The 13,838-nt window shown below is 51.1% G+C and carries 16 protein-coding genes; 11 read left to right on the forward strand and 5 right to left on the reverse strand.

Features of this window, described 5'->3' with window-relative positions:
* Window positions 1–33: 33 nt before the first annotated feature.
* Both TA5113_RS04415 and TA5113_RS04420 read right to left on the reverse strand, forming a co-directional pair.
* Window positions 34–285 carry a ParB N-terminal domain-containing protein gene (locus TA5113_RS04415; RefSeq protein ID WP_058315169.1) on the reverse strand — a complete coding sequence of 84 codons (252 nt, stop codon included), beginning with the start codon at window positions 283–285 and terminating at the stop codon, window positions 34–36.
* Between the two features lie 251 nt (window positions 286–536).
* On the reverse strand, window positions 537–743 hold the full coding sequence (locus tag TA5113_RS04420) for a cold-shock protein (protein ID WP_054463044.1): 207 nt from the start codon (window positions 741–743) through the stop codon (window positions 537–539).
* Window positions 744–1,368: 625 nt separating this feature from the next.
* Between TA5113_RS04420 and TA5113_RS04425 the strand changes: the two genes are divergently transcribed.
* From TA5113_RS04425 to TA5113_RS04455, 7 genes are all read left to right on the forward strand, one after another.
* Window positions 1,369–1,722: a hypothetical protein gene (locus tag TA5113_RS04425; protein WP_058315170.1), complete on the forward strand. Its 354-nt coding sequence runs from the start codon at window positions 1,369–1,371 to the stop codon at window positions 1,720–1,722.
* Window positions 1,712–2,551, forward strand: coding sequence for a hypothetical protein (locus TA5113_RS04430; protein WP_058316626.1), 840 nt, complete (start codon window positions 1,712–1,714; stop codon window positions 2,549–2,551). Before TA5113_RS04425 ends, TA5113_RS04430 begins: the two co-directional genes overlap by 11 nt.
* Window positions 2,552–2,645: 94 nt before the next feature.
* Window positions 2,646–3,833, forward strand: a complete 1,188-nt coding sequence (locus tag TA5113_RS04435; protein WP_058315172.1) for an N-acetyltransferase DgcN family protein — start codon at window positions 2,646–2,648, stop codon at window positions 3,831–3,833.
* Window positions 3,830–4,951, forward strand: a complete 1,122-nt coding sequence (locus TA5113_RS04440; protein ID WP_058316627.1) for an alanine racemase — start codon at window positions 3,830–3,832, stop codon at window positions 4,949–4,951. The genes TA5113_RS04435 and TA5113_RS04440 overlap by 4 nt, the downstream gene beginning before the upstream one ends.
* Before the next feature lie 111 nt (window positions 4,952–5,062).
* Entirely contained in the window at window positions 5,063–5,269 is a 207-nt protein-coding gene (locus TA5113_RS04445; protein ID WP_058315174.1) for a hypothetical protein, read from the forward strand.
* A gap of 346 nt (window positions 5,270–5,615) precedes the next feature.
* Window positions 5,616–6,041 carry a GFA family protein gene (locus tag TA5113_RS04450; protein WP_220387189.1) on the forward strand — a complete coding sequence of 142 codons (426 nt, stop codon included), beginning with the start codon at window positions 5,616–5,618 and terminating at the stop codon, window positions 6,039–6,041.
* An 89-nt stretch (window positions 6,042–6,130) separates the two neighbouring features.
* Window positions 6,131–6,772 carry a class I SAM-dependent methyltransferase gene (locus tag TA5113_RS04455; RefSeq protein ID WP_058315175.1) on the forward strand — a complete coding sequence of 214 codons (642 nt, stop codon included), beginning with the start codon at window positions 6,131–6,133 and terminating at the stop codon, window positions 6,770–6,772.
* 386 nt (window positions 6,773–7,158) lie between these two features.
* Here TA5113_RS04455 and TA5113_RS04460 read toward each other — a convergent pair whose 3' ends face one another.
* The 3 genes from TA5113_RS04460 to TA5113_RS04470 all read right to left on the reverse strand — a co-directional run bounded on the left by TA5113_RS04460 (window position 7,159) and on the right by TA5113_RS04470 (window position 9,033).
* A complete protein-coding gene (locus TA5113_RS04460) occupies window positions 7,159–7,683 on the reverse strand; it encodes a GNAT family N-acetyltransferase (protein ID WP_058315176.1) in 525 nt (174 codons plus the stop codon).
* Complete coding sequence (locus TA5113_RS04465) at window positions 7,676–7,984, reverse strand: type II toxin-antitoxin system TacA family antitoxin (RefSeq protein ID WP_058315177.1); 309 nt, start codon at window positions 7,982–7,984, stop codon at window positions 7,676–7,678. Before TA5113_RS04465 ends, TA5113_RS04460 begins: the two co-directional genes overlap by 8 nt.
* Window positions 7,985–8,211: 227 nt before the next feature.
* Entirely contained in the window at window positions 8,212–9,033 is an 822-nt protein-coding gene (locus TA5113_RS04470) for a helix-turn-helix domain-containing protein (protein ID WP_058315178.1), read from the reverse strand.
* 556 nt (window positions 9,034–9,589) lie between these two features.
* Between TA5113_RS04470 and acs the strand changes: the two genes are divergently transcribed.
* The 4 genes from acs to TA5113_RS04490 form a co-directional block, all read left to right on the forward strand.
* Window positions 9,590–11,563, forward strand: a complete 1,974-nt coding sequence (gene acs / locus TA5113_RS04475) for an acetate--CoA ligase (protein WP_082625881.1) — start codon at window positions 9,590–9,592, stop codon at window positions 11,561–11,563.
* Window positions 11,563–12,249 carry an adenylate kinase gene (locus TA5113_RS04480; RefSeq protein ID WP_058315179.1) on the forward strand — a complete coding sequence of 229 codons (687 nt, stop codon included), beginning with the start codon at window positions 11,563–11,565 and terminating at the stop codon, window positions 12,247–12,249. Before acs ends, TA5113_RS04480 begins: the two co-directional genes overlap by 1 nt.
* 60 nt (window positions 12,250–12,309) lie before the next feature.
* Complete coding sequence (locus tag TA5113_RS04485; RefSeq protein WP_058315771.1) at window positions 12,310–12,570, forward strand: DUF4212 domain-containing protein; 261 nt, start codon at window positions 12,310–12,312, stop codon at window positions 12,568–12,570.
* A gap of 4 nt (window positions 12,571–12,574) precedes the next feature.
* A partial coding sequence (locus TA5113_RS04490) for a sodium:solute symporter family protein (RefSeq protein WP_370736430.1) occupies window positions 12,575–13,838 on the forward strand: 1,264 nt, incomplete at its 3' end.

Raw genomic sequence — 13,838 nt, forward strand, 5'->3', positions numbered from 1 at the left:
AAGGTTGGATGCCTTTCGGCAGGAGTGGGTACATCAGTGCAATTGCGCGTGAACTAGATATCCTTCGACCTCAGATTCACCAATGGCACGCAGGGCTTCTAGTCGATGATATCCTTCGACAAGAATGTAACCGCCGCCTTTGTCGGTACGTAGGCGTATGGGGGTGGTTTGGCCATTTTCTAGCATATCGTAGGCGATGTCTTCTACTTTGGCGGAGTCCAGAGTTTTCCTGCGTTTGAGAGGAATGCGAACGTCGGCAATGGCAAATTTTTCTTTTACTGGCATGCATCAACTTGCACCCAATTGCAGCACTCGAGCAAGGGCTTGCATGCGATCTCCACAAATCACCCAATTTGTCTCGTGGAACAGACAGCCAGCAATCAGGGTAGAATGGGAATGAGTTCGTAAACTCTGCGATTCAGTCAGGTCGAAGTCACAGTTGAGAGCGACCTAGAGTATCCGCTCATTTTATTTGTCGTTTTTATTAAACCAGAGACTCCAAAAAAGCCTCTGGTTCTGAGTTCAAATTCTAGATTTTACGCAAGCGCGAGATTGCTCGCAGATTCTCGACCGTTGCGATCAGCTTCAACGTCGTAGGTCACTGCTTGCCCGTCATCCAATTGCTGGATACCAGCACGCTCCAGCGCGGAAATATGGACAAAAACGTCCTTTGAACCTTTTTCAGGTGCAATAAAACCGAAGCCTTTTTGAGTGTTGAACCATTTCACGGTGCCATTAGCCATCGTGTCGTCTCCTATTAGTGCCATTCACGGAATGCAATGGCCCGGCCCAGTGTCGTCATAAGAACTACTGGCCGAAAAGAAACAGGAGGTCGTAGGAAGATGCTATGCGCTTTCAGATATGTATATTCGCTGATTGAATTACAAGGTTCTTAAAGCGCAAACCCAAATTTATATTTCACTGGTAATAATGCGGAAAGTCGTATTCGTCGGAGATCAGGACGGCTGTATCGCCGTTAAAACGAATTTGATTGCAAAATACTACCTTAGAGAGTAGGTAAGCTTACGACGAACGCAGCTCGGAACCATTCAGGCAAAGGACCTGAAGACTGAGTTTTGCCTTCTAAAATCAGAAAAAATCGACTGTCACACCGAGAAATTGGGCTGATGTTTGGAATGAGCGCCGAACCCTTCGTGCGCGACCATATCATTTGTGACGGCTGATCACTCATAAAATCCGGAAAACGGAACTTACCCGTTCATCAAGGTGAGTTTTAAATTGGAATATCCAAGCTCCCGCATGGAGTTTGTTTCGTTATGCGGATCAATTTTGAGCAGGTGTAATGACTGCGATCCCGACAAGAGTCTCAAAAGGTGTGGCGGCGCTTTGTCCGTCGGAGGAAATAATATGAAACTACCCGCATGGACACTGACTGCCCTCTACGGAGCCTTGGTCTGCGCGGTCTTTGCTTCGATCATTGGCTTTACTTGGGGCGGCTGGACAACTGATCGAAGCGCGAAAAAAATGGCCGAACAATATGCTTCCGAGCAAATCACTTTAGCGAAGGTTCCTTTTTGTTTGGAAAAGTCAGATATCGATCCAAACAAGCTCTCTAAACTAACTCAAGTTCAGGAAGCCACGGGATTTACGCGCCGCAAACTTATGACGGATTCGGGCTGGGCGACACCTCCCGGTGCAAACGCCCCCAGCAGCGCGCTGGCTGATGCCTGTATAGCAGGGCTAAAAATCGATGAATCATGAAAACAATATACTGAGTGACGAAATTGGCACTTACGACCCATTTCTAGAAGGCCTGCGCTCCTTAGCAAAGCAAGTTGTTTGTGGGTTCTTGCTCGGCATGGCTTTGCTCTTGTTTGGAGCCAATATTGCCCACTCAAATCCCACCGATATCCCGAAAAACGCTAGCGCCAAAAGTTATGGGGACGGATGGAAATGTGATCTGGGGTACCGGATTGCAGGCGAAATCTGCGTTGCCATAACTGTGCCTGAGAATGCATATGCGACGAACCGCCGTTATGGCCTCGGATGGGAATGTTTGCATGGGTTTCTGCGGGTCGAAAGGGCATCGTGTGTACCGGTGATTGTACCAGAAGGTGGATATCTTGGTCCATCTGGGTCGCGTTGGTTTTGCCACCGGGGTTTTCAGAAAATTGGAAACACCTGTGAGAAAATCAAATTGCCGCCGCATGCCTATCTGACAAATTCAGGGGTTGGCGCTCCATGGAAATGCGACCGCGGATTTGAAGAAATCGGCGATGCATGCGTAGCAATCTCTGTGCCTGACAACGCGTTCTTAAACAACTCTGGATACGGCCAACCGTGGTCGTGTCATCGCGGGTTTTTTGAAGAAAACGGCGCCTGCACGAAGGTTTTTGTACCTGAGAATGCCTATTTTGATGAGGCGACTTACGGAAACGGTTGGAAATGTGAACGCGGTTTTTCTGAAACAGGAAACAAATGCATCGCAATAGAGCTTCCGCCGAACGCTCACCTCGATAGGTCGGGCAACCAATGGGAATGCAACAAGAACTTTTATCGCTCTAAGTCGCAATGTGTGCTCCGCAATTAAATACTTCAAAGCACTCTAGCACCCGTTGAATTGACCTCGGTGGTCCCTGGACCTCTTCGTCCGGGAAATATCCATCAAAAAAAAGGAAGTATCTATGAGCCCCGATCCGAAAACCGCAACAACTGTTCTGCGAAGTTCCAAGGATTTCCAAAGTTCACCAATCAATATGCAGGTTTCAATGTCTGAGACTACACACAACAACAAGACTGCAATTGTGTATTGTGAAGGTAACTTTGCTGAGGTGGACGGTAAAACCGCCAATGGTCTCGTGCGTCATTCAGAAACATACGAAGTATTGGCCGTCATCGATTCCAAGTACGAAGGTCAGGACAGCGGGCAAATACTTGATGGTGTTGCCAATCAAATTCCTGTTTTGAGGAATTTGCATCAGGTTAAAGAATGCCAAAAGATTTTGCCGCAAACGCTGATCTACGGAATGGCACCCTCAAGTGGCACGCTCTCCAAGGACGATCGTAAAGTGATTTTGGATGCGATATCACTGGGAATGAATATCGTCATTGGCCTGCATGAGTATCTTAGCGATGACTTTGAAATTGCGAATGCAGCCTCGGCAAGTAACGTTACCATATGCGACATACGCAAACCAAAAGCGAGCAAAGATTTGCGGCTGTTCGATGGCACTGTGGCCTCGGTGCCAGCCCTGCGCATAGCTTTGCTTGGCACAGATTGCGCTATTGGTAAGCGCACAACAGCGACACTTCTTACGAAGGCACTCAATGATATCGGGATTAGAACCGTTCTTATTGGCACCGGCCAGACGGGTTTGATGCAGGGGGCTAAATACGGCGTCGCGATGGACGCTATTCCGCCTCAGTACTGCTGCGGAGAGCTTGAAGGGGCAATAGTCGCAGCGTCAGAAAGCGAGGACCCCAAGGTCATTATTGTTGAGGGTCAGGGGGCTCTTAGCCATCCGGCATTTTGTACATCGGCTTTCATTTTACGTGGTAGCCAGCCAGATGCCGTAATTCTTCAGCATGCGCCAAAACGCGTTCATCGTTGTGATTTTCCCGATTTACCAATGCCAAGTCCAGAAAGCGAAATACAGTTGATCGAAGCTTTTTCAGATACAAAAGTTATCGGCCTGACCATAAACCACGAGGGTATGTCTGAGATCGAATTAGGTGCGTGCATAGCCGCCTACTCTCGTTCGTTAGACCTGCCTGTAACTGACCCTCTCAGCCGACCAGTATCTCAGCTGCTCAATATGGTAATGACCGCTTATTCGGGTTTGCGATACACAGCCTCCACGGGCGCGGTATGAATTCTCCACGAATAGAGGTGGACTTAGCCAAAATTCGCCAAAATACGAAGGTGTTAACTGGCCGATTGAAGGCGCGCGGTATCAGTGTTCTGGGGGTAACAAAGGCGGTATGTGGCAACCCCGTCATAGCTCAAGCGATGTTGGATGGGGGAGTGTCAGGGCTCGCAGATGCTCGGGTAAGCAATGTTCAACGCATGCGTGAAGCTGGCATATCAGCCCCAATTACCCTGATCCGAACGCCCTTGCTTAGCCAATTGACCGATGTCGTCGAGAGTTGCGGCTCCAGTTACAATACCGAGCGCAGAGTCATTTCCGCTCTCGCTGCAGCTTCAACCGATTTGGGCATCAATCACGGAATAATCCTAGTGATGGAAGCAGGTGATATGCGAGATGGTATTTTGCCCAAAGATATTATTTCTATCGCAAAATATGTGGCTGGCTTACAGGGTGTGACCCTAAAAGGAATAGCTGCGAACTTCGCATGCTTCAGCCGTGTCCCACCGGATCAGCAGAAGATGGTATTGATTTCGGAGATCGCTAAAGACGTCGAAGCTCAATGTGGCAGAGCGTTGGAAATCGTTTCTGGTGGAAACTCGTCAAATATTCCAATGGCACTCAGTCGTTCAAACTTGGCGAGAATTAATGAACTGCGGATAGGTGAGGCAATTCTGTTGGGCGTTGACCCGGTGAGTGGCGACAGAATTCCTCATCTACACACTGATGCTTTTGTTCTGATCGCTGAAGTTATCGAAATGAACGATAAATCAGATATTCCATTGCAGCCCCAGGAACTCCCAAAAGGGTCGAGACTCCAAATTGTACGACATTATGAAAGCGGCAATCGCGTAATTATTAGTGTAGGACAACAAGATACGGATTGTCTGGGCCTCACTTTACCATCTGGAATGACCCATTTGGGTTCGACGAGCGATCACTTGGTCCTAAGAATGAGTCATTCTGAGGTGGGCGTCGGCACAAAAATAAGGTTTGGCATGAACTACAGCGCATTGATGCGGGCAATGGCCACGCCAAATGTGCAGATCTCTTTTTTGCACCCGCCCCGATCATTGCGAACGCGCAAGTTGAAGCCAGCTCATTCCCATCTGAACTTGGTTTGATATCGCGCGTCACGCGCAACCGAGCTTTGGTGCCGAAAGAAAGCGCACCGAAACTTACAACTAGTCGCCATCGAGCAGTATTGAAACTGAAAAGGAAAAGGGAAAAATTGCATGACAAAGCGTTCAAAAGAGTCGGTTTTCAAAAAAAGTTCCATTCCAAAATCGGAAACGCCGCTCGAAAGAACCACGCGTGTCGCACGTGAAATGGTTAATAAAGAAGCTGAGCAGCGTCTTGATAAAATTAGTCGTTTACGACGAACTCGCCTCGAGCGAGAAGCAAACCAGGCAGCTCAGGTTAAAGATGGCAATAAGGGGTAGTAGGCGGTTTGGAAATTGCAGCCTTGATCGAGGTGCTTTAACGACTCTGCTTTGTTGCGTAGCAATTCTACTCAACCGATAGAAATTCCCGTTTGTCAGATGATCGGCACGCTGCGAAAGCACGGTCTCGGTTCCAGCCAAATCAGCACCCACGAATGACGGGATTGGCGACACGCGCTGCCTTGCGACAACGAATGTGCCGCGTTCGCGAGAAAATGCTGCGTCAGCGAAGCACTAAAAACGAACGGCGGGAACGTCCGCCCTGCGGCCCTCGAAAAAGCCACTCTGAACGGCGGGATAGCGATTTTCATTTGCGTTTATGAGCTTACGCGGTGAGGGTGCTCGCATGACCAAAATATACACAGGAAAATGCCTTTGCGGCGAGATCACCTACACTGCCACTGGGTCGCCCATGGTTGTTGCCCAATGCCATTGTGAAGAATGCCGCCGATTAAGCGGAACAGGTCACACCGTGGGTGCGATGTTCCCCTCAAAAGCTGTCGTGGTGCGTGGAAAGTTGAGCGAATTCAACTACTCATCTGACAAGGGGTCTGAGGTTACTAAGGTGTTTTGCGCGAACTGTGGTAGCCCAATTTATGGCAAGAACACACGAATACCGGATCATCTAACATTGTCTCTTGGCACCTTAGATGATGCGAGCGATCTCGATGTTGAAGTCGTCATTTTTGAACGCGATAAACCTAATTGGGACAGGGTTGGCGAGGACGTTGTTTCCTTCGCAACACAGCCAGATTGGAAACCCGAAAGCTGAACGACACCATGTAACACGCTGCGTCTGGAAACTGACTTTTGCGGTCATTGCCCTTACAAAATCATTTTGAAGAGACAGGGAGTTACAGGATGAGCAAATCGCAACAGTTCTGGGATCAATCCGCCAGTAACTATGACAACACAGAAGAAAAGTTTGAATTTATCCATCGTCGGAGTCGCGAGAATACGAAGAAGTATCTGAGGGAATCCGATGTAGTGCTGGATTACGGATGTGGCACAGGCACGACTGCCTGCGAAATTTCAAGCTTGGTGAAGCGCGTTCGTGCGATTGACATCTCAACTGGCATGATTGAAATCGCAAAAGGCAAAGCTGCCGCTGGCGGCGTGATCAATGTTGATTTCGAGCAAGCCGATATCTTCGATGAACAATTCGCGGACGCCTCTTTCGATGTGGTTTTGGCATTCAATATGCTGCACACGGTGCCTGATGCGAAAAAAGTTGTGCAGAGGACGTTTGAACTGCTGAAACCCGGCGGCGCGTTCATCTCTGTTACGCCTTGTTTGGGGGGTAAGAAATCTGCCCTTGTGACGCTGCAAATTTGGCTGGTGAGATTGTTGCTAAAGGTTGGTGTGATCCCCGTTCCGATAAGGCAGTTGAAAAGTGCGGATTTGGACGCTCTGGTGTCGGATGATCGGTTTGATGTCATAGAAACAGAAGAGATATTCAAAGGCGCATCCAGCTATTTTATGGTGGCTAAGAAAGCTACTTAGCCAGGTGGGTCGTATGCCTTTCCTTGGCCTTCGACAATTTCCTAAGTCTGATGATGTGTAAATTCAGATCCCGAGTTTTCTGTTTCAAGCCTGAGATCACGCAAAGCAGTCGTTCGAGTAACCGCAGCGAAAGTCCGTAGAGTCCGCAAAGCAGTCATCTATCCTGGGTGCCAGAATGACTGATTTCTCCGCATGCGCACCCTTCAAGGAAATCGCAGACATGTTGCGGATTACCGCAGGGAGAATTTCTGATCCTCCCTAAAAACCTTCTGACCACTCCAACATTTTCAGTTAGCTATCAGGGTACGTCCTCGGCTTTAAGCTGATTGGGTGGAAAAACCCGAAATTGAGCTCGGATTATGATTTCCGATCGACGTTGTATTCATTCAAATGGAGTTCTCAAGCACTGTTTTAATCGGCAAAAACAGCCGCTTCGGGTCATCCGATGGATTCAATGGGCGAAATCCCAGCTTTGTATAAAACGCCATGCGTTGCTCAAAGCGTTCGTCTACAAACACATCCAGTATCACTGCCGCCGCGCCGATGGTTTCGGAAACCTCCAGCGCCTTTGCCAAAGCATCGGCCATCAGAGCCCCACCTAAACCCTTACCCTGAACGGTCATGTCTGTTGCCAGCGCCGCCAGGTAAACCGCTGGTATCGGGTGACGCTCGCGGCGTCTGGAAAGGGCCGGTGACGCCTCTGCCTCCACCGAATGGGCTGACAGGCCGTAAAAGCCAACTACGCGCCCCTCCGCGTCCACAGCGCACCAGACCCGCAAGCGGTTGGCCTTGATCTGATCGGTGATGCTTTCCTTGAACCAGCGGTCCATCCCTGTCACGCCACAAGAAAAAGCCCCGCGATCATGCGAGGCCTTGTCGAAACGCTCAACTAGGAATTTTGGTTTAGTCATCTGCGATCAGCTCACGTCGTTTAGCAAACAGATCGGTCAGTGCAGCATTCGGCTGGGCGGGTTGGTCGATGGCGTCCGCAAAAGCATCGAACGCTTTAGTGGGCAAGGCGCTCCTATGTTGCGCGGCTTCGATGTCCTGCGCGGCGCGATAAGCGACCGATGTGATAAAGGTGCTGGCGTCCATCCCAACAGCCAGTGAGGCGCGCTCAATCGCATCCAGAACGGATGGCTTGAGGCGCAAATCCTTGCGATGCGACTTCGGCTCACGCAGGGCCGATGTGGTGTCCTGAACCTGAATCATGGTGATCTCCTTACTGCGCTAAGCTAATGTACAATGTACGTACAAGTCAAGATCAATGCGTGCGGTGATTTAAGGAGGGCTTTACAGCGACCAGAGGTGGAGGTTTTTGCGTATTTTGCGGCGGAAATCTATGTGAAGTAATCACCCCTATTTCTTGCCATCTTCCTTCACCGCTTTTTCCCTTATTTTTATGGCTTTGCAAGATGAGGCAGAATTGCCCCCTATCTTCATCCATTTTTCGCTCTGGTAGTGCCCATTGAAATCGGTACAAACGCCGATCCTGAGACCGGATCAGGTGCAGCATTTTCCCTTCGGTCATGCGCAGAACGAACCATCTTTTCCAAAGCAACTTTCTGCGCTTCCCATTTGGCACTCCCCAACGGCGCGGGTGTTCGGGCGGGCAACCAAAATCCCAAGTGCTGGCCATGACGGACGGATGGCAAAAGGCGTTCCAGAGGCGGCATGCCCACTCTGGCGAGCCGGTCATCCCAATCTCGAACGAAACAGATACCCCTTGGAACGAATATCAGCTGGTGTCGATCGTGGGGAACGCCGGATTGCCCTTCATCAGGCAAATCCGTCGCGCCCCCGCGCCCATGTTCTTTTCTAAGTTCTTGTTTTCTGTTCGGGGGGCGATCCTGTCCCCCTTTGCTGGACAAACCTGTCCGGCTTTGTGGACAAGAATGCCCCCCTTTGGCGCGGGATAACGGGACAATTTTGTCCCCCTCCCGGCGGCGGATTGTTGCGCGTTTCAAGGCAGTTTCTGTCGGGCGGTAGCGAGATGATTTCCCTTTGTTCGTACCGCGCTCGATGGTCATGTAGCCAGCCGCTTCAACCTTGTTTAGCGCTCGTTTTACCGATTTCGCATGTTTGCCGATGGCCGCACCAATGGTTTCAAAGGAAGGATGACTTTCGCCTGTTTCATGATCTGCATGGGCCAAAGCCAGGTAGAGAGCTACACGCAGCGCGTTGTCATCAAGGTCATGATCCGTGACCATTTCCAGCAGATATTGGAGTTTGATTTTGCAGAAAGGTAATGTCTCAGACATTGCTCCCTCCTGGAAGTTTTTCAGCACCTGTCAGACCACGGATAAGGTTTGACAATATTGGAATAAGTGCCTGATCTTTCGTTATGGGTTTGACACGAAGTTCGCAGTTAAGTGGTTGAATTCCTGTCAAAAACTTTGGCTTGAAAATCCTCGTGTCGGTGGTTCGATTCCGCCCCCGGGCACCATTTAACTCCTATAGCTAGTCTTGCAGCCTGCGCGTGATTCAATCTCGTGGAGGAGCGTTCTAGATTTCAAGGATCTCTTTGGTTTAGGCATTTCTTTATGTGTCCGAAGTTATCCACAGCCGTTGCCTGTCGCCGCGAACTCTCTGAACCCTTCGCAAACAAAGAACAATTCCGACATATTGATACGTATTTCTTCTTTGATCTGTAAATAATATTACTAAAAAATTTCCACTTTTTGGAAATTCTTTACAAGAAAATGCAATAAACGCAATGGATAAGGTTAAATTGACAAAAAATTATGTATGTTGCCCGCGGAGACGCCGCATTGCAGCGAGGAGCTAACGTGATGCGGTACATTGGGAGGATATTTTATGTCAGACGCATCCACGCGATCCGAATCTGTTGTGCAATCAGCAAATGGATCAACCAAAACCCCACATATCAACGCTGAAACCTACGCGCAGATGTATGACGCCTCCGTGTCACAGCCAGATGTTTTCTGGGGCGAACATGGGCAGCGGATTGATTGGATCAAGCCGTTTACAAAGGTAAAGAATACATCCTTTGAGCCAGGCAATATCGACATTCGCTGGTTCGAAGATGGTACGCTCAACGCATCGGCAAACTGTATCGACCGTCATCTAGCGACCCGCGGCGATCAAACTGCGATCATCTGGGAGCCAGATGATACCAGCAAGCAAGAGCCGCTGCATATTACATATAATGACCTGCATCGCTCGGTCAGCAAGATGGCCAATGTCCTCAAGGATCTTGGTGTCGAAAAGGGCGATCGCGTCATCATCTATCTGCCAATGATCCCAGAAGCCGCATATGCGATGCTGGCTTGCGCGCGGATTGGTGCCATTCATTCTATTGTTTTTGCGGGTTTCTCCCCGGACGCGCTCGGGGCGCGAGTCAACGGTTGCGGCGCTAAACTTGTCATTACAGCCGACTACGCTCCCCGAGGCGGACGAGAAACGCCTTTGAAATCCAACACCGACACTGCGTTGCTGCATTGCGATGATGACGTGCAGTGTCTGGTTGTGAAGCGCACCGGCGGTCAGACCACTTGGACCGACCGTGATCATGACTACAACAAACTCGCGGAAATCGCTTCTGACGACTGCCCCGCGGTTGAGATGAATGCAGAAGACCCGCTGTTCATTCTGTACACGTCTGGCTCTACCGGTCAGCCGAAAGGTGTTGTGCACACGACTGGTGGCTACATGGTCTATGCGTCCATGACCCATGAGCTGGTGTTTGACTACCATGATGGCGACATCTTCTGGTGTACAGCTGACGTGGGTTGGGTCACCGGCCACAGCTATATTGTTTACGGGCCGCTGGCGAATGGCGCGACGACAATTATGTTCGAGGGCGTGCCAACCTACCCAGACGCGGGCCGTTTCTGGGAAGTCTGCGAAAAGCATAAGGTGAACCAGTTCTACACAGCGCCGACAGCGATCCGTGCGCTGATGGGGGCAGGCAACGAATGGGTTGAAAAATATGACCTGTCTGACCTGCGCGTTCTTGGTTCCGTTGGCGAGCCGATCAACCCAGAAGCTTGGAACTGGTATAACGACGTGGTCGGAAAAGGTCGCTGTCCCATCGTGGACACCTTCTGGCAAACCGAAACTGGCGGGCACATGCTTACCCCTCTGCCAGGCGCGACCGAGCTGAAACCGGGTTCTGCCCAGCAACCCTTCTTCGGGGTGCAACCAGTGGTGCTCGAGCCGACCTCCGGTGAGATCATCGAAGGCAATGGCGTGGATGGCGTGCTTTGCATGCGCGACAGCTGGCCTGGTCAGATGCGTACTGTTTGGGGTGACCACGAGCGCTTTGAGAAGACCTATTTCAGCGACTACAAAGGTTACTACTTCTCTGGTGACGGTTGCCGTCGCGATGAAGATGGTGACTACTGGATCACCGGCCGCGTGGATGACGTGATCAACGTCTCCGGTCACCGGATGGGCACCGCGGAAGTTGAAAGCGCTCTTGTTGCTCACGCCAAAGTCGCCGAAAGCGCCGTGGTTGGCTATCCACATGACGTCAAAGGGCAGGGTATCTACGCCTATGTCACTCTGATGAATGGTGAAGAGCCATCCGACGAACTGCGCAAAGAGCTCGAAGTTTGGGTGCGTACCGAAATTGGTCCAATCGCCAAGCCTGACCTGATCCAATGGGCGCCAGGTCTGCCAAAAACCCGTTCTGGCAAAATCATGCGCCGTATCCTGCGCAAGATTGCGGAAGATGACTTTGGGTCCTTGGGCGACACATCCACTCTCGCGGATCCATCTGTGGTCGACGACCTGATCGCAAACCGCATGAACCGGGGTGACAGCTAATGTCTGGCGCGGATACAGCACAGGACGCCCCGATCCTGATCCTGCTCGGCCCCCCAGGGGCCGGCAAAGGCACTCAAGCGCGGATGCTGGAAGAGAAGTTTGGCCTTGTGCAACTTTCAACCGGTGACTTGCTTCGCGAAGCGGTTGCTGCTGGTACTGACGCGGGTAAAGCGGCGAAAGCGGTGATGGAAGCTGGCGGTCTTGTCAGCGACGAAATCGTCATTGCGATCTTGAGTGACCGGCTGGATGACAAAGACTGCGCGGGCGGTGTGATCCTTGATGGGTTCCCGCGCACAACCGTGCAAGCAGATGCGTTGACAGATTTACTGCATGAACGTGGTCAATCTGTAAATGCAGCTATCAGTATGGAAGTTCAGGACGATGCGATGGTGGAGAGGATCTCTGGTCGCTTCACCTGTGCCGCCTGTGGTGAAGGCTTCCATGACACCTTTAAACCTACTGAAATTAAAGGAGTTTGTGATACTTGCGGCTCCAGCGACTTGAAGCGTCGCGCAGACGATAATGCCGAGACCGTCGCTGAACGGCTCAAAGCTTATCATTTACAGACTGCACCGCTCATCACATACTACGATAGCTTAGATGCGCTAAAGCGTATCGACGCAATGGGAGCGATTGAGGAGGTCGCTTCCCAATTGAACAGCGTGGTGACCGAAGTCACCGCGTAAGTGTTCACAACAAAGGACCTTAAAAAGGGTCTGATGGAAACTGAAGGAGGGGGTCATTCCATGTCCCAAAGTGAAGACAACAACGCCTATTGGTCAGCCAATATGCGTCTCATCAAGATCAGCCTCATTATATGGGCGCTGGTCTCATTTGGATTCGGGATTGTCCTGCGTCCAATGCTATCAGGGATTAGCGTCGGCGGCTCAGATCTAGGGTTCTGGTTCGCACAGCAAGGGTCCATCCTTTGCTTCCTAGCGCTGATCTTTTTCTACGCTTGGCGGATGAACGCGCTCGATCGTGAGCACGGTGTAGAAGAGGAATAAGAGCATGGATCAGTTTACAATCAACCTGCTGTTTGTGGGCGCGTCCTTTGCGCTTTACATCGGCATCGCGATTTGGGCCCGTGCGGGTTCCACATCTGAGTTCTACGCTGCGGGTCGCGGCGTTCACCCGGTCACCAACGGTATGGCGACAGCGGCGGACTGGATGTCTGCGGCATCGTTCATCTCGATGGCTGGCCTTATTGCCTTCACTGGCTACGACAACTCTTCCTTCTTGATGGGTTGGACCGGTGGTTACGTTCTTCTGGCGCTGCTTCTGGCACCATATCTGCGTAAGTTCGGCAAGTTCACCGTATCCGAATTCATCGGTGACCGTTTCTACTCTCCAACTGCCCGTTTGGTGGCTGTGATCTGTCTTTTGGTCGCGTCTATCACCTACGTTATCGGTCAGATGCAGGGTGTGGGCATTGCCTTCGGTCGCTTCCTTGAAATCGATGCGTTCTGGGGCCTGCTTCTGGGGTCTTGTGTGGTTTTCGCATACGCGGTTTTCGGCGGCATGAAGGGTGTGACATACACTCAGGTTGCTCAGTACTGCGTTCTGATCACCGCATACACCATCCCAGCGGTCTTCATCTCTTTGCAGCTGACAGGCACACCAATCCCAGCTTTGGGTCTGTTTGGTGAGCACACCGGATCCGGTGAGCCTCTGTTGGTGAAACTGGACCAAATCGTAACTGATCTGGGCTTCAAAGAGTACACAGCCGCGCACGGTTCAACCATCAACATGGTGTTGTTCACCCTGTCTCTGATGATTGGTACCGCGGGTCTGCCTCACGTGATCATGCGCTTCTTTACCGTTCCTAAGGTATCCGACGCACGTTGGTCTGCAGGCTGGACACTGGTGTTTATTGCTCTGCTGTATCTGACAGCTCCTGCTGTTGGTGCGATGGCGCGTCTGAACATCTCTGACCTGATGTGGCCAAATGGCACAGAAGGCGAAGCGGTCAGCGTGGAAACCATCAACACTGCGCCTGAATATGCGTGGATGGCAACTTGGCAGAAAACCGGTCTTCTGGATTGGGAAGACAAAAACGGCGACGGCAAGATCCAGTACTACAACGACAAGAACGCTGATCTTCAAGCCAAAGCAGAAGAAAAAGGTTGGACCGGCAACGAGCTGACCAAATTCAACCGCGACATCTTGGTTCTGGCGAACCCAGAAATCGCGAACCTGCCTGGCTGGGTTATCGGTCTGGTGGCTGCAGGTGGTCTGGCGGCAGCGCTGTCCACAGCGGCGGGGCTGTTGCTGG

The sequence above is a fragment of the Cognatishimia activa genome, from assembly GCF_001458335.1.
GTDB classification, from domain to species: Bacteria; Pseudomonadota; Alphaproteobacteria; order Rhodobacterales; family Rhodobacteraceae; genus Cognatishimia; species Cognatishimia activa.

Excerpts from the sequence above, each read along its gene's own strand:
- TA5113_RS04470 (WP_058315178.1), bottom strand. The coding sequence starts at position 9,033 with ATGTCTGAGACATTACCTTTCTGCAAAATCAAACTCCAATATCTGCTG.
- TA5113_RS04450 (WP_220387189.1), top strand. The coding sequence starts at position 5,616 with ATGACCAAAATATACACAGGAAAATGCCTTTGCGGCGAGATCACCTAC.
- TA5113_RS04445 (WP_058315174.1), top strand. The coding sequence starts at position 5,063 with ATGACAAAGCGTTCAAAAGAGTCGGTTTTCAAAAAAAGTTCCATTCCA.
- TA5113_RS04430 (WP_058316626.1), top strand. The coding sequence starts at position 1,712 with ATGAATCATGAAAACAATATACTGAGTGACGAAATTGGCACTTACGAC.
- TA5113_RS04455 (WP_058315175.1), top strand. The coding sequence starts at position 6,131 with ATGAGCAAATCGCAACAGTTCTGGGATCAATCCGCCAGTAACTATGAC.
- TA5113_RS04440 (WP_058316627.1), top strand. The coding sequence starts at position 3,830 with ATGAATTCTCCACGAATAGAGGTGGACTTAGCCAAAATTCGCCAAAAT.
- TA5113_RS04480 (WP_058315179.1), top strand. The coding sequence starts at position 11,563 with ATGTCTGGCGCGGATACAGCACAGGACGCCCCGATCCTGATCCTGCTC.
- acs (WP_082625881.1), top strand. The coding sequence starts at position 9,590 with ATGTCAGACGCATCCACGCGATCCGAATCTGTTGTGCAATCAGCAAAT.
- TA5113_RS04465 (WP_058315177.1), bottom strand. The coding sequence starts at position 7,984 with ATGATTCAGGTTCAGGACACCACATCGGCCCTGCGTGAGCCGAAGTCG.
- TA5113_RS04435 (WP_058315172.1), top strand. The coding sequence starts at position 2,646 with ATGAGCCCCGATCCGAAAACCGCAACAACTGTTCTGCGAAGTTCCAAG.
- TA5113_RS04460 (WP_058315176.1), bottom strand. The coding sequence starts at position 7,683 with ATGACTAAACCAAAATTCCTAGTTGAGCGTTTCGACAAGGCCTCGCAT.
- TA5113_RS04415 (WP_058315169.1), bottom strand. The coding sequence starts at position 285 with ATGCCAGTAAAAGAAAAATTTGCCATTGCCGACGTTCGCATTCCTCTC.
- TA5113_RS04420 (WP_054463044.1), bottom strand. The coding sequence starts at position 743 with ATGGCTAATGGCACCGTGAAATGGTTCAACACTCAAAAAGGCTTCGGT.
- TA5113_RS04425 (WP_058315170.1), top strand. The coding sequence starts at position 1,369 with ATGAAACTACCCGCATGGACACTGACTGCCCTCTACGGAGCCTTGGTC.
- TA5113_RS04485 (WP_058315771.1), top strand. The coding sequence starts at position 12,310 with ATGTCCCAAAGTGAAGACAACAACGCCTATTGGTCAGCCAATATGCGT.